The organism is Pseudonocardia cypriaca (assembly GCF_006717045.1).
Classification (GTDB): Bacteria; Actinomycetota; Actinomycetes; order Mycobacteriales; family Pseudonocardiaceae; genus Pseudonocardia; species Pseudonocardia cypriaca.
In genome coordinates this window covers 2,514,152-2,534,207 of the sequence record NZ_VFPH01000002.1, presented here as the reverse complement: position 1 = coordinate 2,534,207, position 20,056 = coordinate 2,514,152, and the positions used below count along the sequence as shown (strand labels likewise).

General features: G+C 73.1%; 23 protein-coding genes. 6 read left to right on the top strand and 17 right to left on the bottom strand.

The annotated features are described in order from the left end of the window. Positions 1 to 18: 18 nt before the first annotated feature. Positions 19 to 1,095, bottom strand: coding sequence for a class II fructose-bisphosphatase (glpX, locus tag FB388_RS29685; protein WP_142105402.1), 1,077 nt, complete (start codon positions 1,093 to 1,095; stop codon positions 19 to 21). Between the two features lie 145 nt (positions 1,096 to 1,240). On the opposite strand from glpX, the gene FB388_RS29680 reads away from it, so the two are divergent. Next, on the top strand, positions 1,241 to 1,828 hold the full coding sequence (locus FB388_RS29680; protein ID WP_170225882.1) for a DUF4245 domain-containing protein: 588 nt from the start codon (positions 1,241 to 1,243) through the stop codon (positions 1,826 to 1,828). Here FB388_RS29680 and FB388_RS29675 read toward each other — a convergent pair whose 3' ends face one another. The 4 genes from FB388_RS29675 to FB388_RS29660 form a co-directional block, all read right to left on the bottom strand. Beyond that, entirely contained in the window at positions 1,829 to 2,824 is a 996-nt protein-coding gene (locus FB388_RS29675) for an FAD-dependent oxidoreductase (protein WP_142105400.1), read from the bottom strand. It abuts the gene before it with no gap. A gap of 12 nt (positions 2,825 to 2,836) precedes the next feature. After that, positions 2,837 to 3,250, bottom strand: a complete 414-nt coding sequence (locus FB388_RS29670; RefSeq protein ID WP_211362264.1) for a hypothetical protein — start codon at positions 3,248 to 3,250, stop codon at positions 2,837 to 2,839. Positions 3,251 to 3,280: 30 nt separating this feature from the next. Next, the gene (locus tag FB388_RS29665; RefSeq protein WP_142105399.1) at positions 3,281 to 3,982 is read right to left on the bottom strand and encodes a hypothetical protein; all 702 of its coding nucleotides are present in this window, start codon (positions 3,980 to 3,982) and stop codon (positions 3,281 to 3,283) included. Between the two features lie 71 nt (positions 3,983 to 4,053). Next, positions 4,054 to 4,953, bottom strand: a complete 900-nt coding sequence (locus FB388_RS29660) for a TetR/AcrR family transcriptional regulator C-terminal domain-containing protein (protein ID WP_246122498.1) — start codon at positions 4,951 to 4,953, stop codon at positions 4,054 to 4,056. Positions 4,954 to 5,132: 179 nt separating this feature from the next. Here FB388_RS29660 and FB388_RS29655 point away from each other — a divergent pair, with 179 nt between their 5' ends. After that, positions 5,133 to 6,356 carry an FAD-dependent monooxygenase gene (locus FB388_RS29655; RefSeq protein ID WP_142105397.1) on the top strand — a complete coding sequence of 408 codons (1,224 nt, stop codon included), beginning with the start codon at positions 5,133 to 5,135 and terminating at the stop codon, positions 6,354 to 6,356. Between the two features lie 99 nt (positions 6,357 to 6,455). Here FB388_RS29655 and FB388_RS29650 read toward each other — a convergent pair whose 3' ends face one another. The 3 genes from FB388_RS29650 to FB388_RS29640 are packed head-to-tail and all read right to left on the bottom strand — an operon-like array spanning position 6,456 to position 8,535. Next, positions 6,456 to 6,674 carry an exodeoxyribonuclease VII small subunit gene (locus FB388_RS29650; protein ID WP_142105396.1) on the bottom strand — a complete coding sequence of 73 codons (219 nt, stop codon included), beginning with the start codon at positions 6,672 to 6,674 and terminating at the stop codon, positions 6,456 to 6,458. Then, positions 6,671 to 7,951, bottom strand: a complete 1,281-nt coding sequence (gene xseA, locus FB388_RS29645) for an exodeoxyribonuclease VII large subunit (RefSeq protein WP_142105395.1) — start codon at positions 7,949 to 7,951, stop codon at positions 6,671 to 6,673. Before xseA ends, FB388_RS29650 begins: the two co-directional genes overlap by 4 nt. Further along, complete coding sequence (locus FB388_RS29640; RefSeq protein WP_142105394.1) at positions 7,948 to 8,535, bottom strand: lipid droplet-associated protein; 588 nt, start codon at positions 8,533 to 8,535, stop codon at positions 7,948 to 7,950. Before FB388_RS29640 ends, xseA begins: the two co-directional genes overlap by 4 nt. Positions 8,536 to 8,731: 196 nt before the next feature. On the opposite strand from FB388_RS29640, the gene FB388_RS29635 reads away from it, so the two are divergent. Beyond that, positions 8,732 to 9,688, top strand: coding sequence for a 4-hydroxy-3-methylbut-2-enyl diphosphate reductase (locus FB388_RS29635; protein WP_142105393.1), 957 nt, complete (start codon positions 8,732 to 8,734; stop codon positions 9,686 to 9,688). 13 nt (positions 9,689 to 9,701) lie between these two features. Here FB388_RS29635 and FB388_RS29630 read toward each other — a convergent pair whose 3' ends face one another. The 6 genes from FB388_RS29630 to FB388_RS29605 all read right to left on the bottom strand — a co-directional run bounded on the left by FB388_RS29630 (position 9,702) and on the right by FB388_RS29605 (position 15,302). Continuing rightward, positions 9,702 to 10,337: a DUF6542 domain-containing protein gene (locus FB388_RS29630; protein WP_142105392.1), complete on the bottom strand. Its 636-nt coding sequence runs from the start codon at positions 10,335 to 10,337 to the stop codon at positions 9,702 to 9,704. After that, complete coding sequence (locus FB388_RS29625) at positions 10,334 to 11,872, bottom strand: DNA recombination protein RmuC (RefSeq protein WP_142105391.1); 1,539 nt, start codon at positions 11,870 to 11,872, stop codon at positions 10,334 to 10,336. Before FB388_RS29625 ends, FB388_RS29630 begins: the two co-directional genes overlap by 4 nt. Positions 11,873 to 12,071: 199 nt before the next feature. After that, the gene (locus FB388_RS29620; protein ID WP_142105390.1) at positions 12,072 to 12,587 is read right to left on the bottom strand and encodes a methylated-DNA--[protein]-cysteine S-methyltransferase; all 516 of its coding nucleotides are present in this window, start codon (positions 12,585 to 12,587) and stop codon (positions 12,072 to 12,074) included. Continuing rightward, positions 12,584 to 14,080 (bottom strand): AlkA N-terminal domain-containing protein, encoded by a 1,497-nt coding sequence (locus FB388_RS29615; protein WP_142105389.1) that lies wholly within the window; start codon positions 14,078 to 14,080, stop codon positions 12,584 to 12,586. The genes FB388_RS29620 and FB388_RS29615 overlap by 4 nt, the downstream gene beginning before the upstream one ends. 66 nt (positions 14,081 to 14,146) lie before the next feature. Next, entirely contained in the window at positions 14,147 to 14,542 is a 396-nt protein-coding gene (locus tag FB388_RS29610) for a hypothetical protein (RefSeq protein WP_142105388.1), read from the bottom strand. A 31-nt stretch (positions 14,543 to 14,573) separates the two neighbouring features. Next, a complete protein-coding gene (locus tag FB388_RS29605) occupies positions 14,574 to 15,302 on the bottom strand; it encodes a DedA family protein (protein WP_142105387.1) in 729 nt (242 codons plus the stop codon). Positions 15,303 to 15,387: 85 nt separating this feature from the next. On the opposite strand from FB388_RS29605, the gene ychF reads away from it, so the two are divergent. Next, on the top strand, positions 15,388 to 16,461 hold the full coding sequence (ychF, locus tag FB388_RS29600) for a redox-regulated ATPase YchF (RefSeq protein ID WP_142105386.1): 1,074 nt from the start codon (positions 15,388 to 15,390) through the stop codon (positions 16,459 to 16,461). Between the two features lie 24 nt (positions 16,462 to 16,485). Here the strand turns inward: ychF and FB388_RS29595 are convergent, their stop codons facing one another. Then, positions 16,486 to 17,235: an SDR family NAD(P)-dependent oxidoreductase gene (locus FB388_RS29595; RefSeq protein ID WP_142105385.1), complete on the bottom strand. Its 750-nt coding sequence runs from the start codon at positions 17,233 to 17,235 to the stop codon at positions 16,486 to 16,488. Between the two features lie 124 nt (positions 17,236 to 17,359). On the opposite strand from FB388_RS29595, the gene FB388_RS29590 reads away from it, so the two are divergent. Both FB388_RS29590 and FB388_RS29585 read left to right on the top strand, forming a co-directional pair. Beyond that, on the top strand, positions 17,360 to 17,794 hold the full coding sequence (locus FB388_RS29590; RefSeq protein ID WP_142105384.1) for an Rrf2 family transcriptional regulator: 435 nt from the start codon (positions 17,360 to 17,362) through the stop codon (positions 17,792 to 17,794). 156 nt (positions 17,795 to 17,950) lie between these two features. Continuing rightward, positions 17,951 to 18,529 carry a dihydrofolate reductase family protein gene (locus FB388_RS29585; protein WP_142105383.1) on the top strand — a complete coding sequence of 193 codons (579 nt, stop codon included), beginning with the start codon at positions 17,951 to 17,953 and terminating at the stop codon, positions 18,527 to 18,529. Here FB388_RS29585 and FB388_RS29580 read toward each other — a convergent pair. Together FB388_RS29580 and FB388_RS29575 are read right to left on the bottom strand one after the other, a co-directional pair. After that, the gene (locus FB388_RS29580) at positions 18,511 to 19,221 is read right to left on the bottom strand and encodes a helix-turn-helix domain-containing protein (protein WP_142105382.1); all 711 of its coding nucleotides are present in this window, start codon (positions 19,219 to 19,221) and stop codon (positions 18,511 to 18,513) included. The genes FB388_RS29585 and FB388_RS29580 overlap by 19 nt on opposite strands. A 182-nt stretch (positions 19,222 to 19,403) precedes the next feature. Beyond that, complete coding sequence (locus tag FB388_RS29575) at positions 19,404 to 20,036, bottom strand: NYN domain-containing protein (RefSeq protein WP_142105381.1); 633 nt, start codon at positions 20,034 to 20,036, stop codon at positions 19,404 to 19,406. Positions 20,037 to 20,056: the final 20 nt, after the last annotated feature.

Below are 20,056 nucleotides of genomic sequence, written 5' to 3'. Positions count from 1 at the left end.
GTGAGTTGGTCCGGCGGGTCAGGGCAGCGGTGGCGGGGTGTGCTCGAACGCCGCGAGCTGCTCGGCGGAGAAGTCGAAGTTCACCGAGGAGTACTCGCGCAGCTTCGTGAGCCGGTGGTAGCCCTCGATCATGCGCACCGTGCCGGACTTCGAGCGCATCACGATCGACTGCGTGGTGCAGCCGCCCGCCCAGTAGCGCACACCCTGCAGCAGGTCGCCGTCGGTGACGCCGGTCGCGCAGAAGAAGACGTTGTCGCCGCGGACGAGCTCGTCGGTGCTGAGGACGCGGTCGAGGTCGTGCCCTGCGGCGACGGCCTTCTCCCGCTCCTCGTCGTCGCGCGGCCACAGCCGGCCCTGGATGGCGCCGCCCATGCACTTGAGGGCGGCCGCGCTGATGATGCCCTCGGGGGTGCCACCGATCCCGACCAGCAGGTCGATGCCGGTGTTGGGGCGGGCGGCGGAGATCGAGCCGGCGACGTCGCCGTCGGAGATGAACTGGATGCGCGCCCCGGTGGCGCGGATCTCCTTCACGATGGACTCGTGCCGCGGCCGGTCCAGCACGCAGACCGTGACGTCGCTGACCTCGAGCCGCTTCGCGCGGGCAACGCGGCGGATGTTCTCGCCGATGGGCGCGGTGATGTCGATGACGTCGGCCGCCTCCGGTCCGACCGCGAGCTTCTCCATGTAGAAGACGGCCGACGGGTCGAACATCGCGCCGCGCTCGGCCACCGCGAGCACGGCGACCGACCCGGGCATGCCCTTGGCCATCAGCGTGGTGCCGTCGATGGGGTCGACGGCCACGTCGCAGTCGGGCCCGGTGCCGTCGCCGACGGGCTCGCCGTTGTACAGCATGGGCGCTTCGTCCTTCTCGCCCTCGCCGATCACGACGACGCCGCGCATGGACACGGTGCCGATGAGCTGGCGCATCGCGTCGACCGCCGCGCCGTCACCGCCGTTCTTGTCGCCGCGGCCCACCCACCGGCCCGCCGCCATCGCCGCCGCCTCGGTGACGCGGACGAGCTCCATGGCCAGGTTGCGGTCCGGTGCCTCGCGTCGGCTCTCGCGTGGGGTCGCCACGCCCTCCGATGTCGTCATCTCGCCCTCCTTCTCCCGCGGCGACGACGGCGCGGGAATCGTGGAGTCCGATCCTCGCAGATGCCGCCACGCTCCGCGGTCCTGTCGATCCACACTGAGACCATCGGCACGACGGGTCATCCACTCGTGCTGCACGATGGAGACCGTGAGCGAATCCGGCCCTTCGGCGAAGCCTCCGCGTTCCGCACTGACCATGCGCGACATGGTCGGTGCCCTCGTCGTGCTCGCGCTGGTGGTGCTCGCCGCCGGCGGGGTCTCGCGCTCGTGCACGTTCGCGCCGACCGGCCCCACCGTCGACGGTTCCCGGCTCCCGACGGTCGCCGTCGCCGCCGAGCTCACGCGCCTCGCACCGGGCTCGACGTTCCCGCTGCGCGTCCCGGCCGTCCCGGACGGCTGGCGGGCCAACGCCGTGAACCGGACCTCGATCCCCGAGGGCGGCCGCGTCGTCAGCACCGGTTTCCTCACCCCGGACGGCCGGTACCTGCGGCTGCAGCAGGGCGACGCCACCGAGGAGGCCATGCTGCGCGCCGAGGCGGGCGGCGGGGCGGCACCCGCGCAGGGCACCGTGGACGTCGAAGGCCAGCAGTGGGTGGCCTACACCGGTGAGCGCGCCGAACCGATCTGGATCACCGACCTCGACGGGGTGCGGCTGCTGGTCACCGGCAGCGCGAGCGACGCGGACTTCCGGACGCTCGCCGTGGCCGCGGTGCGCGGCGAGGTCGTCAGCCGCTGATCACACCAGCTCGCACGCCGCCGCGAGGGCCGCGCCGAGCACCGGGGCGAACTTGAACAGGTTCTCCCCGTGCACCGCCACCACCCGGCCGGCACGCTGGACGTGGAACCCGTCGCCGAGGCCGGGCATCGGCGTGCAGTAGACCGTCTCGACGATCCGCGGCTCCACGGCGAGGTGCTCGCGCGCGTACTCCAGCACCGCCTCCCGCGAGGCCGTGGTGGCCGCGTCCCGCCCGACCTCCCACGCCGTGACGGCCGCGTCGAGGTGGCCCCCGACGGCCCACCGGCCCGGGCCGCTCGCGTGCTGGTAGGTGCCGAGCCCGTTGGCGGGGAGGTCGATCCAGCTCTGCCACGCGACCGTGGGGTCGACGGGGAAGGTGAAGCGGGCGTGGTGCTGGAGCTCGCCCGGTACCGCGATCCCCGCCTGTGCGGCGAGCTGCGGAGTGCCCGCCCCCGCCGCCAGGACCACGGCGTCGAACCGGGCGGGCCCGCTCCGGGTCCACACGTGCCCATCGTCGTCGACGGCGTCGACGGGTTCGTGGCGCAGCGCCCGCTTCGTCAGCCCGGTGAGGTACTCGCGGACCGCGTCGACGTCGACGACCCCACCGGACGGGTCGAGCAGCGCCTCGCTCGGAGGCCGGCGCGTGGGCAGCCGCAGCCGGTCGGGGGTCGCCGGCATCTCGAGCGGCACGCCCGCCGCCTCCATGCCAGCCGCCCACTCCGCGACGTCGGCGCCGCTGATCACGCATCCGCTCGGGACGAGCATGGGACGGCCGGCCTGCTCGGCCCACCGGTCGAACCCGGCGCGGGCGTCGACCGCCAGCCGCACCAGCTCGGGTTCCCGGTGGGCGAGGCGGAAGATCCGTGACGACCCGACCGAGCGCCCGGTCATCGGCTCGTCGGCCCGCTCGTAGCAGACCACCTCCGCGCCGCGCTGCATGAGCGCGGCGGTCGCCGACAGGCCCACCACACCCGCACCCACCACGGCTACCCGCATCCCCGCCACCCCTCAGAGGTACTCCGCGTCGGTGCGGTCGTCCCGCACCGGTGCCTCGAACGGTACGAACCGGAAGCGGATGCTCCCAGCGCTCGTGCTGAACCCGTCGTTCTGCCGGGTGCCCACCTTCTCGGTGGTGACGACGCCGGCTGCGCTCACCGTGTCGAGCTGGGCGAGCAGCCGGGCGAGCGCGACGGAGGCTCCTTCCGGCGCGGCCGTGGTCTGGGCGAGGGTGCGGTGCAGCGCCGTGACGTTCCAGGCCTCGCGGTACCCGCTGCCGACCGAGGTGGCGAGCACGACGTCGAGCAGCCAGTGCGACTGCGTGTCCCGCAGACCCGCGGTCGAGTGCGCCTCGATGCCGACGACCTGGTCGGCGCGCACCAGCCCGTCGGAGCCGGTCTGCACCCACACGTTGGTCAAGCTCATCGCCGCACCTCACTCGCCTCGACCGGTGGGTCACGGACGAGTCTCGCCGATCGCGGGGACGGTGGGGCTCGTCTGCACCCGTCCGGATGCCTCCGGGGCACGCAGCGAACGTTGCCGCATCACGGCCGCCGCCACCACCGACAGCAGCGACAGGACGGGCGTCGGGAAGCCGACGAACGTCCCCACGGCGATGTCGACGAGCGGGGCGAGCACGGCGAAGGCGAAGAGCGCGGGCGGGGCGGTCGGGAGCCGGACCGGGCGGCCGGTCCGGCGGTGCCGGGCCCAACGCGTCCGCGGCCACGGCTTGGTGACCGAGAGCCACGCCTGGAAGCCGAGCGCGCCCGCCATCGCCAGTGTCCCGCCGACCATCGCGGGCGCTGCCTCAGCGGCGGTGGCCGCGTCGTCGAGCGCCCTGGAGAGCAGGAAGATCCCGGCGTAGAGCTGAACGAGCGTGATGGCGAACTTGGTGAGTACCCAGCGCTGGTGGACCAACCCCCACGCGGTGCCGAGCGAGAGCACCAGACCGGTGGACGCCGACGTGTTGGCCAGCGGCGCGAGCAGGACGGTGTCGAGGAAGTGGGCCATCGCCGTCGCGCTCGGCGCGCTGCCGGGTTCGGTGGTGGCGAGGGCGAGCAGCGCGAGCAACGTCAGCGCAAGAGCCATCCAGCCGACGGATGAGACGACGTGCAGCCACACCGTCAGCTGCCGCCAGGTTCGATCGTTTCCGGACACGCCCGGAACGGTGCCCCGGCGGACGGGCGGTGTGATCGGGAACGACCCTGACCCGAGCCCTGGTCCTCGGGTCAGGGCAGGACGCCGCGCAGACCGTCGAGCAGGCAGCGCAGGCCGAGCTCGAACAGGGCGTCGAGGTCGAGGTCGAAGTCGAGGCCGGTCATCCGGGTGACGAAGGGGAACTCGGCGCCTTCGGCGAGGGCGGTGATCGCACCGACGTGCGCGTCCATCCACTCGTCCGCCGTCAGGCCGCTCTCGGCCTCGGCCTGGGCCTCCGACTCGAGGTTCACCGCCATGCCTCGCACGTGGCTGAAGAGCATGACGTGCACGGTGAAGGCCGTGATCGGGTCCAACCCGCGCTCGTCGAGGGCACCGAGCACCCATTCGGTGTAGGCGAGCGCGCTCGGGACGGGCTGGGGACGGGTGAGCGACATCGCGGGCGCGAGCCATGGGTGGCGCCGGAAGGCGGCCCATTCCAGCCGTGCGGCGATCTCCAGCGCGGCACGCCAGTCCGGCGCGGGCTCCGCGGGCAGCGGCTGCTCGCCGAACGCACGGTCGATCATGAGGACGATCAGCTCGTCCTTGCCCGCCACGTGCTGGTACAGCGACATCGTGGGGATGTCGAGCTCGGCGGCGATCCGGCGCATCGACAGCGTCGCGAGCCCCTCGGCGTCCGCCACTTCGATCGCGGCCCGGACGACGTCGTCCCGGGCCGGGCTCGCCGTGGCGCGGCGCCGGGCGGGGCGGGTGCCGGCCGGGCGGGCGGCGACGACCGTGCCGACCCCGCGCACCGACCGCAGCACACCTTCGTCCTGCAGGAGGGAGAGCGCCCTGGTGGCCGTTGCCATCGCGACGCCCCATCGCCGGGTGAGGTCCCGGGTGGACGGAACGCGGTCGCCGGGGCCGAACTCGCCCGCGGCGATCCGGGACCGGAGGTCGGCGGCGATCCGCGCGGATGTGGTCTCGGTCACGTGAGGGCCTCCCTGCTGCAGGTGCACTAGTGCGGCCGAGTCCGGCGGAGCACTCGTCATGACCATAGTGCACTAGTGCTCCTCCCATAAAGACGCAGCTCAAGACGGGAACGGTGCTTGTTAGGTGTGTTTGTACGCCGTACGGTCGGCGGTGTCCGGAAACCGAAGGGAGTCGTACGGTGCACGAGAAGAGTGTTCTGATCTCCGGCGGAGGGATCGCGGGTCCCGCCCTCGCCTACTGGCTGGTCCGCGCCGGTTACCGGCCCACGATCGTCGAGCGCGCCCCCGCGCCGCGTCCCGGCGGCCAGACGGTCGACCTCCGGGGCGCCGGGCGCACCGTCGTCGAGCGGATGGGACTGATGCCCGCCGTCCGCGCGGTGACCGTCGAGGAGCGCGGCATTTCCTACGTCGATACCGCGGGACGGTCGCTCGGGCGGATGGCCGCTGAGGCGTTCGGTGGGGAGGGCATCGTCGCGGAGATCGAGGTGATGCGCGGCGACCTCGCCCAGGTCCTCCTCGACGCCGCCCAGGACGGCGTCGAGTACCTCTACGACGATGCGATCACCGGCATCGACGAGGACGCCGAGGGCGTCACGGTGCGCTTCCAGCGCTCCCCGCAGCGCCGGTTCGGGCTGGTCGTCGGCGCGGACGGGCTGCACTCGGGGGTGCGGGCGCTCGCGTTCGGTCCCGAGGAGCAGTTCGTCCGGCCGCTGGGCTGCGTCCTGGCCTTCTTCACGGTTCCGGACCGGTACGGGCTCGACGGGTGGATGCGGATGTACAACGAGCCCGGCACCATGCTGGCGCTGCGCCCGGACCGGGCGCCGGGTCGGGCCAAGGCCATGATGGCCTTGCGCACGCCGCCCGCGGGGGTGCACCGGCGCGACGTCGACGCCCACCGCGCGCTGCTCACCCGGACGTTCACCGGCACCGGGTGGGTCGCCGACCAGGTCGTGGCCGACCTCCGGGACACCGACGACCTCGTGCTGGAGGAGCTCGGCCAGGTCCGGGTCGGCTCCTGGTCCGCGGGCCGCGTCGTGCTGCTGGGCGACGCCGCGTGGTGCCCGTCGCCGCTCACCGGCCTCGGCACCAGCGCCGCGCTGGTGGGCGCCTACGTGCTGGCCGGCGAGCTCACGAGGGCCGGGGGTGACCACCGGGCCGCCTTCGCCGCCTACGAGGACGTGATGCGGCCCTACACCGCCCAGGCGCAGGAGCTGCCGCCCGGCGGCGTGAACGGGTTCGTGCCGAAGACGCGCCTTGCGATCGCGCTACGGGCGCACATGGTTCGGTGGATGACCCGCTGGCCGCTGCGGAACCTCATGGCGGCCCAGTTCGGCAAGGCCGACGCGATCGAGCTCCCCGACCACGAACCGACCCTTCCGACGAACGGCGCCTTCGTCGGATAGGTACCGACGCCATGCATGTCTGATGGCTGCGCGCGCCGCGAAGCAAGCGCGGAGCCATCAGTGGCACGACAGCGCCGCTCGTCGGAAGAGGACAGGGCCTCAGTCGGAGGACTCCGCCTCGTCCAGCACCTTCTGCACCCGCTCCCTGGCGCCGGCCAGCTGCTCCTCGCAGCGGCGGGCCAGCGCCTCACCGCGCTCCCACAGCGCCACGGACTCGTTGAGGCCGAGGCCACCGGCCTCCAGGGCCCGTACCACCTCGGCGAGCTCGTCGCGGGCCTGCTCGTAGCCCAGCCCCTCGACGGCAGGGCGTTCATTCATGTCGTGCTCGCCTTCGTCTTCTTCGTGCGTGCGCCGTTCCGCTTCGTGGCGGCGTCCCCGACCGTCGCGGCCACCGCTCCGTCGGCCACCCGGATCCGCAGGCGGTCGCCCGGCCCGACCTCGTCGACCGACCGCAGCACCGGGAGCGGGCCGGCACCGTCGTCGGTGACCCGCTGCACCACCGCGTAGCCCCGGGCGAGGGTGGCGGCCGGGCCGAGGGTGGCCAGCCGGGCGCCGACGTGCTCGAGGTCGTGGGCGCGCCGGTCCAGCCCGCGCTCGACGCACGCGCGCGCTGCATCGCGGAGCCGCTCGACCTCGACCCCGCGGGCGTCGATCGCGCGCAACGGCTCGGCCAGCACCGGCCGGTGGCGCAACGCGGCGAGCAGCCGTTCCTCCCGGTCCACCCAGCCCGCCAGTGCCCGGCGGGCGCGGTCGCGCAGGCCGGCGATCCGGGCGGTCTCCTCGGCGATGTCCGGCACGAGCCGGCGACCGGCCTCGGTGGGGGTGGAGCAGCGCAGGTCGGCGACGTGGTCGACCAGCGGGGTGTCCGGCTCGTGCCCGATCGCCGAGACCACCGGCGTACGGCAGTCGGCGACGGCGCGGCAGAGCGTCTCGTCGGAGAAGGGCAACAGGTCCTCGACGCTGCCGCCGCCGCGGGCCAGCACGATGACGTCGACGTCCGGGTCGCGGTCGAGCACGCCGAGCGCGTCGACGATCTGCGGCACAGCCAGCGCACCCTGCACCGCGACCGACTCGATGCGGAACCGGACCGCGGGCCAGCGGGCCTGCGCGTTCGTCACCACGTCGTGCTCCGCGGCCGACGCCCGGCCCGTGACCAGCCCGATGCAGCGCGGCAGGAACGGCGGGCGGCGCTTGCGGGCGGTGTCGAACAGGCCTTCGGCGGCCAGCAGCCGGCGCAGCCGCTCGATCCGGGCGAGCAGCTCCCCGATGCCGACGGCGCGGATGTCGTCGACGCGCAGGGAGAGCGTGCCGCGGCCCAGGAAGAACGACGGCTTCCCGTGCACCACCACCCGGTTGCCCTCCGCGACCGCGGGGCCGCCGTCGCGCACCAGGCCGATCGGCGCGGTGAGCTGCAGCGACACGTCGGCAGCCGGGTCCCGCAGCACGAGGAACGCGGTGCCCGTGCCGGCCCGGGCCGTGACCTGGGCGAGCTGGCCCTCCACCCACACCGCGCCGAGCCGGTCGACCCACTCGGCGATCTTGCGGGCCACCGTGCGCACCGGCCAGGGCTGCTCCGGAGTCGTCGGTCCCGTCACCCCTCGGTGACCGTCGTGATCCGGTTGGTGAGCATCGTGACGAACGGCGCGCGGTTGTCGTGCGTGGTCTCCCACTCGAGCAGCGTGCGCAGCTCGTCGGCCGTCAGGTGGCGCAGCCGGCCGCGCAGCTGCGGGATCGTCAGGTCCTGGTAGCCGGGAAGCGCGTTCGGTCCGGACGCGGTGGGCTGCGCGGGCTCGGCGCGCTCCGGGGTGTCGCCCTCGGCTGCGGCCGCGGTGGCCGCGGCGGCCGTCTCCACCGCCGTCTCAGCGGGCGGAGCGGGCGTACGGTGCGGCCGCAGCTCCCTGACCGCGCTCGCGCCGTTGCCGGAGGCGAGGTCTTCGTCCTCGTCGTCGAACGTGGCCCAGCTCGGCCGCTCCTCCGCCGGCCGGAGCGTGCTCAGGGCCTGGTCGCCCTTGATCGCCAGCTCGGTGACCTTCTGCTGCACGCGCATGGACGCCTGCAGGGCCTGGCTGACGGCGGTGACCGGCAGCTCGACCACGAGGCGCGGCAGCTCCCTGGCCTGTTCCACGGCGGACGCGACGAGGCCGGCGGCGACACGGACCGGCAGCGGCAGCGGGCTCATACCCACAGTCTCCCCCGCAAGTCCGGCGTCTCAACCCTTGGGGCGTGCGGACCAACCGGATGCCTGCGACCGGCAGCAATTCCGATGAACGGCGCGTTCGTCGGATAGGTACCGACGAACGCGCCGTTCGTCGGAACGGGAGTGGGGTTCGTCGCGGGGGCGTCGTGCACGCGCGGTGCGTCCGTAGGCTGGAGGTATGTCCGTTGCTTCCAAGCGCGTCCTGCTGGCCGCACCGCGCGGGTACTGCGCGGGTGTCGACCGGGCCGTCGAGGCCGTCGAGCAGGCGCTCGAGCAGCACGGCCCTCCGGTCTACGTGCGCAAGCAGATCGTGCACAACGTGCACGTCGTCGAGACCCTCACCGAGCGTGGCGCGATCTTCGTCGACGAGGCCGACGAGGTGCCGGAGGGCGCGCTCGTCGTGTTCTCCGCCCACGGCGTCTCACCCGCCGTGCGGGACCAGGCGAAGGACCGCGGCCTGCGCACGATCGACGCCACCTGCCCGCTCGTCACCAAGGTGCACGGCGAGGCCAAGCGCTTCGCACGCGAGGACTACGACATCCTCCTGGTCGGCCACCACGGGCACGAGGAGGTCGAGGGCACCTCCGGCGAGGCGCCCGAGCACATCCAGCTCGTGGAGACCGCCGCGGACGTCGCAAGCGTGACGGTCCGCGACCCGGACAAGGTCGTGTGGCTCTCGCAGACCACCCTGTCGGTCGACGAGACGATGGAGACGGTGCGGGCGCTGCGCGAGCGGTTCCCGTCGCTGCAGAACCCGCCGAGCGACGACATCTGCTACGCCACGCAGAACCGGCAGGTGGCGGTGAAGGCGATGGCGCCGCAGTGCGACCTCGTGCTCGTCGTCGGTTCGAAGAACTCCTCGAACTCCGTGCGCCTAGTCGAGGTGGCGCTCACCGCGGGCGCCGGGGCGGCGCACCTCATCGACTACGCCCGCGAGATCGACGACGCCTGGCTGGACGGCGTCACCACGGTCGGCCTCACGAGCGGTGCGTCGGTGCCCGAGGTGCTCGTGCGCGGCGTGCTCGACCACCTCGCCGAGCGCGGCTGGGAGTCGGTCGAGGAGGTCACCACCGCCGAGGAGACCCTCAGGTTCTCGCTGCCGAGGGAGCTGCGCCCCGCGCGCACGGCCCGCTAGCGTGCGGCCGCCGTCACGCGGCGCGCTGCAGCACGATCCGCAGCAGGCCGAGCACCAGCACGATCCCGGTGGCCCACGCCATCACCGGGAACGCGTTGACGAGCGGCGCCCCGATCACCAGCAGCTGCTCGGCCACGCCTTGACCGGGGCGGGGGGAGCCGGCCAGCAGCACCACGACCGGCACGGCGGCGGCCACGAGCAGCGGCGGTTGGACCATCGGCCCGAACAACCCGTTGCGGCGCACCCAGATCACCGCCAGCACACACCCGCTGATGTGGCAGATCGTGAACACGGTGCCGAGGTTGCCGATCCGCGTCAGGTCGACGAGAACGCCGATCGCGGTGAGCGCGGTGGCCAGGCCGACCGCCGCGATCGGTGGCACGCCGAGGACGGTGGGCAGCACCGAGCGGTCGGCCATCGGCCAGCGACCCCCCGCTCCGCGCTCCCGCTCCGGGCGCTCGCTCACCGGCTTCTCGACGGTCGTCGCGGATCTGCGCGGCCTCGCGGGTGCCTCGTCGTCCGCGGGCCGGCTCGCGGTGCGGGCCTTCGCGGGCCGGTCGGAGGTGCCGGACCGCGGGCGGGAGGAGCCGCCCCGCGCCGAGGCGGTGGACGGGCGGCGTCGGGGGCGCTCGCCGGCCGGGTCGGTCATCCCGTCACGGTAGCCCGCGACTCGGCGCGACCGTCACCGCCGAGCCGTTCACCCGGGCGGTCCACCCGGTTCAGCTCGTGCAACGCGATCAGCGAGTCGGCCGCCGACGCCACGAGCTCCGGGGCGGCGACGGTCCGCGGGGCGCGCTCGACCTGCTGCGGTTCGTCGATGTCGCCGTCGGCCGCCCCCAGGTCGGTGAGCTTGCGCGCCGTGACCAGCACCCGTGCCTCGAGCGACGAGACCGTCTGGTTGTAGCTCGCCACCGCGGAGTCGAGGCTCCGCCCGAGCTTGGCGACGTGCGTGCCCATCGTCGCGAGCCTGCTGTGCAGCTCCTTGCCCAGCTGGTGCACCTGCGCGGCGTTGCGCGCGAGTGCCTCCTGCCGCCACGTGTACGCGACCGTGCGCAGCAGCGCGATGAGCGTCGTCGGGGTGGCGATCACGACGTTGTTCGAGAACGAGTGCTCGAGCAGGGCCGGGTCGGACTGCAGGGCGGCCTCCAGGAAGGGGTCCCCTGGCACGAACAGCACCACGAACTCCGGTGACGGCTGGAACGCCGCCCAGTAGCTCTTGGCGCTCAGCGAGTCGACGTGCTGGCGCAGCTGGCGGGCGTGCGCGGTTAGGCGCTCGCGGTGGACCTCGGGGTCGCGCGACTCCACGGCCTCCAGGTACGCGGCGAACGGCACCTTCGCGTCCACCACGATCTGCTTGCCACCGCCGAGGTGCACCACCAGGTCGGGGCGAACACCGCCGTCCTCGCCCTGCGCGACGACCTGCGTCGAGAAGTCGCAGTGCTCGACCATCCCGGCCAGCTGCACGATCCGCTCCAGCTGCAGCTCACCCCACCGTCCGCGCACCTGCGGGGCGCGCAACGCGTTGACCAGCGCCTTCGTCTCGTCCTGCAGCCGCTCCGAGCTCGCGCGCATCGCGGTGACCTGCTCCCGCAGGCCCGCGTAGGCCGACTCGCGCTCCTTCTCGACCGTGCGCAGCTGGCCCTCCACCCGCTGCAGCGTGGCGGAGACCGGGTCGAGCAGCTGGCCGATCGCCTGCGCACGAGCCGCCGCGTCGCCGTCGGCCTTCGCGGTGAGCGCCGCCGTCGCCTCCTTGATCCGGCCCTCGGCCAGCGCCACGAACTGCTCGTTGTTGCGGGCCAGCGCGTCGGCCGACAACGCCTGGAACGCCTGCTTCAGCTCGGCGTCGCGCCGGGTGAGCAGGGCCTCCCGCTGAGCGCCCGCCTCCCGCTCGCTGCGCAGTGCCGCCGCGGCGGCCGCCGCCTCCGCCTCGGCCTGCCGGAGCCGCTCGACCGTGACGTCGTGAGCGGCGGTCAGCTCGTCGAGCCGCCGCACGAGGCCGGCCCGCTCGGCGCGCAGGCCGGCGGCGTCGGCGCGCAGCATCGCGGTGGCGTCGGCGGTGGCCCGCGCCGCCTCGGCGGCGGACAGCCGGGCGCGCGACGTCAGGAGGAACCAGACGGCCCCAGCGCCGAGCACCCCGCCCAGGATCAGGCCGATGAGCAGCACGGATGCGGTCGCGGTGTCCATCCGACCAGCGTCACCGACGGGGTCGCCGATCCGCGGAAGGCACGCGGGGCACGGGCGAGTCGATCGCCGAACGGTCGAACGAACGGTCGAGCGGAGACCGCGACTCGCGTACACCCAGACCGCGACTCGCGGAGAGGGTGGTGCCACTCCCCGCGAGTCGCGGTGTGGGTGCGGGCGAGTCGCGCTCTGGGTGCGTCCGTCAGGCCGACTGGGTCTCGTGGGCCAGTAGCGCCCGCTTGACGTCCACACCCCAGCGGAAGCCGCCGAGGGTGCCGTCGGTGCGCAGCACCCGGTGGCACGGGACGAACAGGGCCGCCGCGTTGCGGGCGCAGGCCGACGCGGCCGCGCGCACGGCCAGGGGGCGGCCGGACTTGGCGGCGTACTCCGTGTAGGTCACCGGTGCGCCGGCCGGCACCGTCCGCAGCACGCCCCACGCGTGCTCGAGGAACTCGCCCGACCGCTGCCGGACGGGCACGTCGTCGATCGCGGAGAGGTCGCCGTCGTGGTAGCGGACGATCGCGGCGGCGACGGGGCCCAGGTCGCCCTCGACGAGTTCCGTCGGCCGCAACGTCGGGTGGACCTGCGGGAGCAGCTCGTCGAGCTCCCTGGTCCAGCCCGAGGCCAGCACGGCCCCGTCGGCGTCGACGACGGCGGTGAACGGTCCGATCTTCGTGTCGATCGTGGCCCAGGTCGCTGTGTTCTTCTCGGCGCTCATGATGTCCTCCGCTTCGAGGTGGTGACGGGCATGGCCCGCCAGAGGTGGGTTGCGGCGTACGAGCGCCATGGCGCCCAGCCGGTGGCTCGGGCCGTCAGACCGGCGAGGTCGGACGGGAGGCCCAGGGCAGCGGCGCCGCGGCGCACGCCGAGGTCGGTGGCGAGCAGCTCGTCGGGGTCGCCGAGCAGCCGCATCGCGAGGTAGCCCGCCGTCCACGGCCCGACGCCGGGCAGCGCGCAGAGCGTGGTTCGCAGCTGCGCGGGGTCGCAGCCGGGGTCGAGCACGAGCGAGCCGTCGGCCACGGCCGTGGCGAGCCCGAGCACGGTCGCGATCCGCCGCTGCGGTCCGGTGAGCACCTCGGCTCCGCGCTCGGCGATCACCTCCGGGGTGGGGAACAGCAGGTCCGGTCCGTCGCCCGCCAGGCCGGGCGGGAGCCGCTCGCCGAGCGCGGCGGCGAGCCGCCTCGCCGCGGTGCGGGCGGCGGCCACCGACACCTGCTGGCCCAGCACCGCCCGCAGTGCCGTCTCGACGCCGTCGACCGTGCCCGGGAGCCGGATCCCGGGCACCGCCGCGACGGCCGGTGCGAGGTCCGGGTCGGCGCCGAGCACGGCGTCGACGGCCTCCGGGTCGGCGTCCAGGTCGAGCAGCCTGCGCAGCCGGGCGACCGCGGGGCCGAGGTCGCGCGGGTCGGCGAGCCGCAGCGTGGCGACGACGTGGCCGTTGCGCGGGGTGGGGGTGAGGTCGAGTGCCACCGTCGCCGCGCCGTGCGGCAGCCGGAGCGTGCGCTGGTACGTGCCGTCCTCGACCGACTCGACGCCCTCGACGGCCCGGGCGGCGAAGAACGCGAGCAGCCCGTCGGCGTCGAACGGCCTGCGGTAGGGCAGTCGCAGCACGAGCGTGCCGGCGACGGCCGGCACGGTGCCGCCGCGGCGCCCCGCCTCGGTGCGCAAGGTCGTGGGCGCCACGCCGTAGACCTCGCGGACGGTGTCGTTGAACTGCCGGACGCTGGCGAAACCGGCCGCGAACGCGATGTCGGCCATCCCGAGCGGGGTGGTCTCGATGAGCAGCCGGGCGGTGTGGGCGCGGTGAGCCCGCGCGAGGGCGAGCGGACCGGCGCCGAGCTCCGCGGTGAGCACCCGGTTCAGGTGCCGCTCCGAGTAGCCGAGCCGGGCGGCGAGCCCGGGAACGCCCTGGCGTTCGACCACCCCGTCGGCGATGAGGCGCATCGCCCGTGCGGCGAGGTCGGCCCGCAGGTTCCAGTCGGGCGATCCCGGCACGGCGTCGGGTTGGCAGCGCCGGCACGCGCGGTACCCGCGCTGCTGCGCCGCGCCCGCCGTCGGCAGGAACTCGACGTTGTGCCGCTTCGGCGTGACCGCCGGGCACGACGGCCGGCAGTAGATGCCGGTGGTGCGCACAGCGGTGATGAAATGCCCGTCGAAGCGGGCGTCGCGCGAGGCGACGGCGCGGTAGCAACGTTCCTGGTCGAGCAGCACGTCATCGACTCTGCCACCCGCAGCCGCCTAGGACTGGCGGAAATCGGCCGCGGCCGATGCGTCCACTCAGGAGCGGCAGATGGGGCCGCGGAGCCGGCCGTCGTCGCAGGCCTCGCGGATCTTGTCGCGCAGCTCGTCCCACCGCTCGTCGTCGGAGTCATCCCCTTCGTCGCTGGCCCGCTCGGCCTCGGCGCGGACCTGCTCCTCGATCAGCGCGGCGGCCCGGTCGCGCGCAGGCGCGAGGGCGAGGGCGGCGATCTGCGCGCCGGTGATCGCGGGCCCGGTGGACCCGACCTGTTCGGAAGGGGCGGGCGACTGCACCTCCGGGCTCACCGAGGTGATCTCGGGGACCGGCACGGGCGCTACGTCGGCCTTCCCGGACATCACCAGCGCCGTGCCGCTGCTGGCGGCGACCATGCAGAGGGCCGAAGCAGCGAGCACGAGTCGGGGCGGGAACCGCACGACGACACCCTTCATTCAGCAGCAGGTCCACTCAGACCATCGGACCGGGTCCGCCCGCGTTATCCCGGTTCCGCGAACGGCCGAACGGGCGCGCCGAGCGGCGCATCGCCTTGTCGCCGATGCGGGAGTGGAGCACCAGCGCCGTGATCACCAGCACCACCAGCAGGACCGGGACCCAGGCCGCGGTCGTGACCACGAACGCGCCCACCCGGTTGCCCAGCAGCACGAGGGTCGTCGCCCATCCGCTGCCGGACACGACCAGCGCCGGGCCGACCGTGCGGTACGGCACCCCGGCCGCGCCCGCGACGCGTGGCAGCACGGGCCGGGCGGCCGCGGCCCAGTGGCCGCACGCCAGCAGCAACGCGGTGGCCGGCGGGCCCCGCTCGGCGAGCCAGGCGCCTGCCCGCTGGACGCGGGGCGCGGCGAGCCTGCTGCCGGCTCGGCCGACCGCCGCCCCGGACCGTCCTCGCAACCAGCCGAGATGCGCGCCGGTGACGGTCGCGGCCGCAGCCGCGACCACGGCGGGGACGAGCACGTGCGGCGCGGTGTGCGACCACAGCCCGAGTGCGACCAGCAGCGTGCTGCCGGGCAGGAGGATGCCGACGAGCGCCCCGCTCTCCACGATCAGCAGCGCGCTCGCCACCGTCAGGACGACGGGTATCGGCCAGCCGGCGACGGTGTCGAGGAGGGCCGTCAGCACGGCGGTGGTTGGCAGCTGATCACGCTGGTCACGCTGCCGTCCCGAGATCACGGGCACCATCGGGGCAACCCCCCGATCGGCCTCGGGGAGACCCTTACCCCGGGGCCAGGGGTGGTCGCCGCTAACGCGACTACCCTGGAGCCCCGTGTCACTCACCCTCGGCATCGTCGGGCTGCCCAACGTCGGCAAGTCGACGTTGTTCAACGCCCTCACCCGCAACGACGTGCTCGCCGCGAACTACCCGTTCGCCACCATCGAGCCGAACGTCGGGGTGGTACCGCTGCCCGACCCGCGCCTCGACGTGCTGGCGAAGATGTTCGCGTCGGCGCGCACGGTACCGGCCACCGTGTCGTTCGTCGACATCGCGGGCATCGTGAAGGGCGCGTCCGAGGGCGCGGGGCTCGGCAACAAGTTCCTCGCGAACATCCGGGAGTCCGACGCGATCTGCCAGGTCGTGCGCGTGTTCGACGACCCGGACGTCGTGCACGTCGAGGGCCGCATCGACGCGGCGAGCGACATCGAGACGATCTCCACCGAGCTGATCCTCGCCGACCTCCAGACCCTGGAGAAGGCGGTGCCGCGCCTGCAGAAGGAGGCGCGCACCCAGAAGGACCGCCGCCCGGCACTGGAGGCGGCCGAGCGTGCCGTGGAGATCCTCAACGGCGGCACCACTCTGTTCGCGGCCGGCGTCGACCGGGAGCCGCTCCGCGAGCTGTCGCTGCTCACCACGAAGCCCTTCCTCTACGTCTTCAACGCCGACGAGGCCGTGCTCTCCGACGAGGGCCGCCGCAAGGAGCTCGCCGCGCTCGTGGCGCCCGCCGACGCGGTGTTCCTCGACGCCAAGGTGGAGGCCGAGCTGCTGGAGCTGGACGAGGAGTCGTCCCGCGAGCTGCTGGAGTCGATCGGCCAGGACGAGCCGGGGCTCTACTCGCTGGCCCGCGCCGGCTTCCACACCCTCGGCCTGCAGACCTACCTCACCGCGGGCCCGAAGGAGTCGCGCGCCTGGACGATCAAGAAGGGCGCCACCGCCCCGCAGGCCGCCGGCGTGATCCACACCGACTTCGAGCGCGGGTTCATCAAGGCCGAGATCGTCTCCTTCGATGACCTCGTCGAGGCCGGCTCGATGGCCGCGGCCAAGTCCGCGGGCAAGGTGCGGATGGAGGGCAAGGACTACGTCATGGCCGACGGTGACGTGGTCGAGTTCCGCTTCAACGTGTAGCCCGCCCACGAGAACGGCCTCGGGTCAGGCGTTGTAGCCGCCGTGGACGTCCAGCACCGCGCCCGTGACGTAGGAGGCGGCAGGGCTCGCCAGGAAGGCGATCGCGGCGGCGATCTCCCGCGGATGGCCCATGCGCTGCAATGACAGTGCGCTGAGCATCGCCTTGAGGGTCTCGGGGTCGGGCGGTTCCATCCCGCTCTCCATCAGTCCGGCCTCCACCACGTTGGCCGTGATGCCCCGGGGTCCGAGGTCGCGAGCGACGCCCATGGTGTACCGCTCGATCCCGGACTTGGTCGCCGAGTAGTCGGCGAGGCCGGGGACGCCGACCCGGGTGCCCAGTCCCGAGCTCACCGTGATGATGCGGCCATCCGGGCGCAGCACCCGGGAGGCGGCCCGGATGATCGCGATCACGCCGAGGTAGTTCGTGGCGTGCATGCGGTCCAGCGCGGCGGTGTCGGCGTCCGGGTCGTCCACGCGGCCCTGCGCACCGATCGCCGCGTTGTTGACGAGGATGTCCAGGCCGCCGAAGTACGCGACCACCTCGTCGATCAGCGCCGGCGCCCCGCTCGTGTCCGCCTGGTCGGACCGGAAGGCCGCGACCTTCGCGCCCGTGCCGCGCACCTCGTCGACGACGGCCTGTGCCTGCTTCTCCGAGCTGACGTAGGTGAACCCCACGTCGGCGCCCTGCTCGGCCAGGAGCCTGACGGTAGCGGCTCCCAGTCCGCGAGACCCTCCGGTGACCAGGGCGACCTTGCCGTTGAGCGATCCGTTCATTCTTCCCACCTCGCTGCTCGATCAGTCGTAGTCGTAACACTAGTTGTTACGACTGACTGTAGCAACTGTTGTTGTTACGACAGGGCGGTCGTAACATGGCGCGTTACGGCCGAGGGGAGGGTTCGTGAGCGCCAACAGCAGGTTGACCATCGCCGCTCACGCGCTCGCCTGGATCGGCCACTACCAGCGCCAGGGCCATGAGGTGGCCACGTCCGAGCAGATCGCGGGCAGCGCGAACACCAACCCCGTGGTGATCAGGCGGCTGCTCGGCGAGCTGCGCAAGGCGGGGCTCGTGGAGTCCCGGCGTGGCGTGGGTGCCGGCTGGTCGCTGGCGCGCGAGCTGGAGTCGATCACCCTGCTCGACGTGTACGAGGCGGTGGAGCCCGGCCCGCTGTTCGCGATGCACCGCGCCACGCCGGACCAGGGGTGCGTGGTGGGCCACGGCATCCGGCCGGCGATGCAGGGCATCTACGGGGGCATCGAGGAGACGCTGAGGGCCGAGTTGGCCCGCGTCACGATGGAGGACGTGCTCCGGGACGTCCTCGCGGTACCGCGCTGAGGCAGCAGGAAGGCATCACGAGCCCGGCACACCTGTACGGGTAACCCCGGTCCGGGTGTCGGTTCTGTCCAAGACCCGCGGCCCTCCGCCGCATAACGTCCGCGCGCAGAGGACGTCGACGGCGGCCTGCCGTCGAACCGGAAGGAGAACCGCAGCATGCGCGACCTCGTCTACACCGCCTTCATGTCGCTCGACGGCGTCGTGGACTCACCCGGCGGTGGGCCGGGTGAGGAGCACCGCAGCGGTGGTTGGGTGTTCAAGGACGTCGAGTTCCTGCCCGAGGCGTTCGCGCTCAAGGGTGAGGAGCTCGCCGAGACCACGGCGTTGATGTTCGGCAGGCGCAGCTACGAGGCCTTCGCCCCGACGTGGCGCGACTCGCAGGACCACGCGGCCTACAAGGAACTGCCGAAGTACGTGGTCTCCTCGACGATCTCCGAGACCGACCTCGTCGAGGGCTGGGGCGAGACCACGATCCTGCGCTCCAGCGCCGACGTCGCGAAGCTCAAGGAGGGTGAAGGCGGGGCGATCTTCATCCACGGCAGCGCCGAGCTGGCCCGCAGGCTCTCGGACGCGGGACTGGTCGACCGCTACAACCTGCTGGTCTTCCCGCTGTTGCTCGGTGCAGGCAAGAGCCTGTTCAGCGACGCCGACCGCGACAGGCAGAAGTTGCGGCTGCGCGAGTCCCAGGCCTACCCGAACGGCATCGTGAAGCTGCTCTACGACGTGGTCGCCTGAGGGAGGTCCAGCGCGAGGGCGCCGCCACTTCCTTCGTGCAGCTGCGTGGCCGTACGCCCGACGTAGCGTCGAAGCGCTCGCGCCAGGTGCGGCTGGTCGAAGTAGCCCAGCGAGGCGACGACATCGGCGGCGGTTTTCCCGGCCGCCAGCAGGTGGGCCGCCTCGCGGGCTCGCTCGATCTGGCGCACGGCACCCCGGGTGAGGCCGGTCGCCGCTCGGAACCTCCGCTCGAGGGTGCGATCGGAGACTTCGGGACGACCACCCCGCAGCACCTCGTCGACGATCGGGTCCCGAACGACCGCGCCGTCCAGGACGAGGCGCTCGACCAGGGCTTCGGCGTCGTCCGGACCCGGTCTCTCCCAGCGCGACCCGGCGATCCGGAAAGACCTGCGGGTCGTGTCCGGGAGCTCCACCGCACCGTCGACGACGGACGGCAGCGGAACACCCCGCAGGGAGGTACCGATGGCGAGCTCGATGCCCACGAAGGTCGCGTCCTCCGGGACCGGCGCGGTACCGGTCGCGGTCTCGGGACCGGTGACCCCGGCGTGATACCGCCCGTCGCACTCCCAGAAGATCAGCCCGCATCGGGTCGCCGCCACCGACGTCATCTCACCGACCCGGTCGCTGGTGCAGGTCCACACGGCATCGACCCACGGTGAGTCCGACAGGCGGGTGGTGAACCGCAGTCCCATGTGCGCAGTCTCCAGGCCCCGGTGCGGCCGGCTCAACGTGGTGCGGAGGTGTCCCGTCATGGTGATCGGGTCAGGTGGACAAGCCACGCTGAGCATGTATCGTGAAGGCATCCCCCCAGGAGCTTCGGGTCCTGGGTGCGAGGCCCCGCCGGAAGGCGGGGCCTCTGCTTTTCCGGCCCCCTTCACCAGCCGCGTGGCCTCGTGAAGGCCCCGGCGCCATCCTTCATGTTCGGGGGGAACTGGCTCCTTCCCAGGACGCCGGCCCGGATCTGCTTGAAGAAGCTCGGTTTGCACGCCAGAAGTGCGCGACTGCGTTTCGCCGGGGGCTGCGGATTGAGAAGTCCGACCACCTTCCCCAGTTCGTGACGGACGATCCGCAGCGGCTCCGTCAGGTCGCTGTCGTTGCTGATGAGCACGAAACAGTCGGCATCGTTCCGGAACGCGTCTGCGACGAGGTACGTGGCGAGGTTGACGTCCGACCCCTTCTCCTCGGTCTTCATGACCTCGGCGAACCTGGGTCCACCCGGGGCCGGGGCGGCCAGCGGCATCGTGACCGGCTTGGTCAGGAAGTGACCGAGGTGGATCGTGACCGTGGGAAGGGTTCGCAGCGCACGCAGGTAGATCTCCTGGTGGATCGGGTCGTGCGCCTTGTTCGGCCGCGCGGCGACCCGGGCGGTGAAGTACCTGATGCGGTGGATCGAGTTGGTGGGGAGCAACCGGCAGCACAACGCCTCGAGGTCGAGCCACCTGTAGGGCGTGCCTTTCAGACACCCGTAGTACAGGTTGAACCCGTCCACGTAGACGTTCGTGCGCACCTGAAAACGTTATCGGGCCA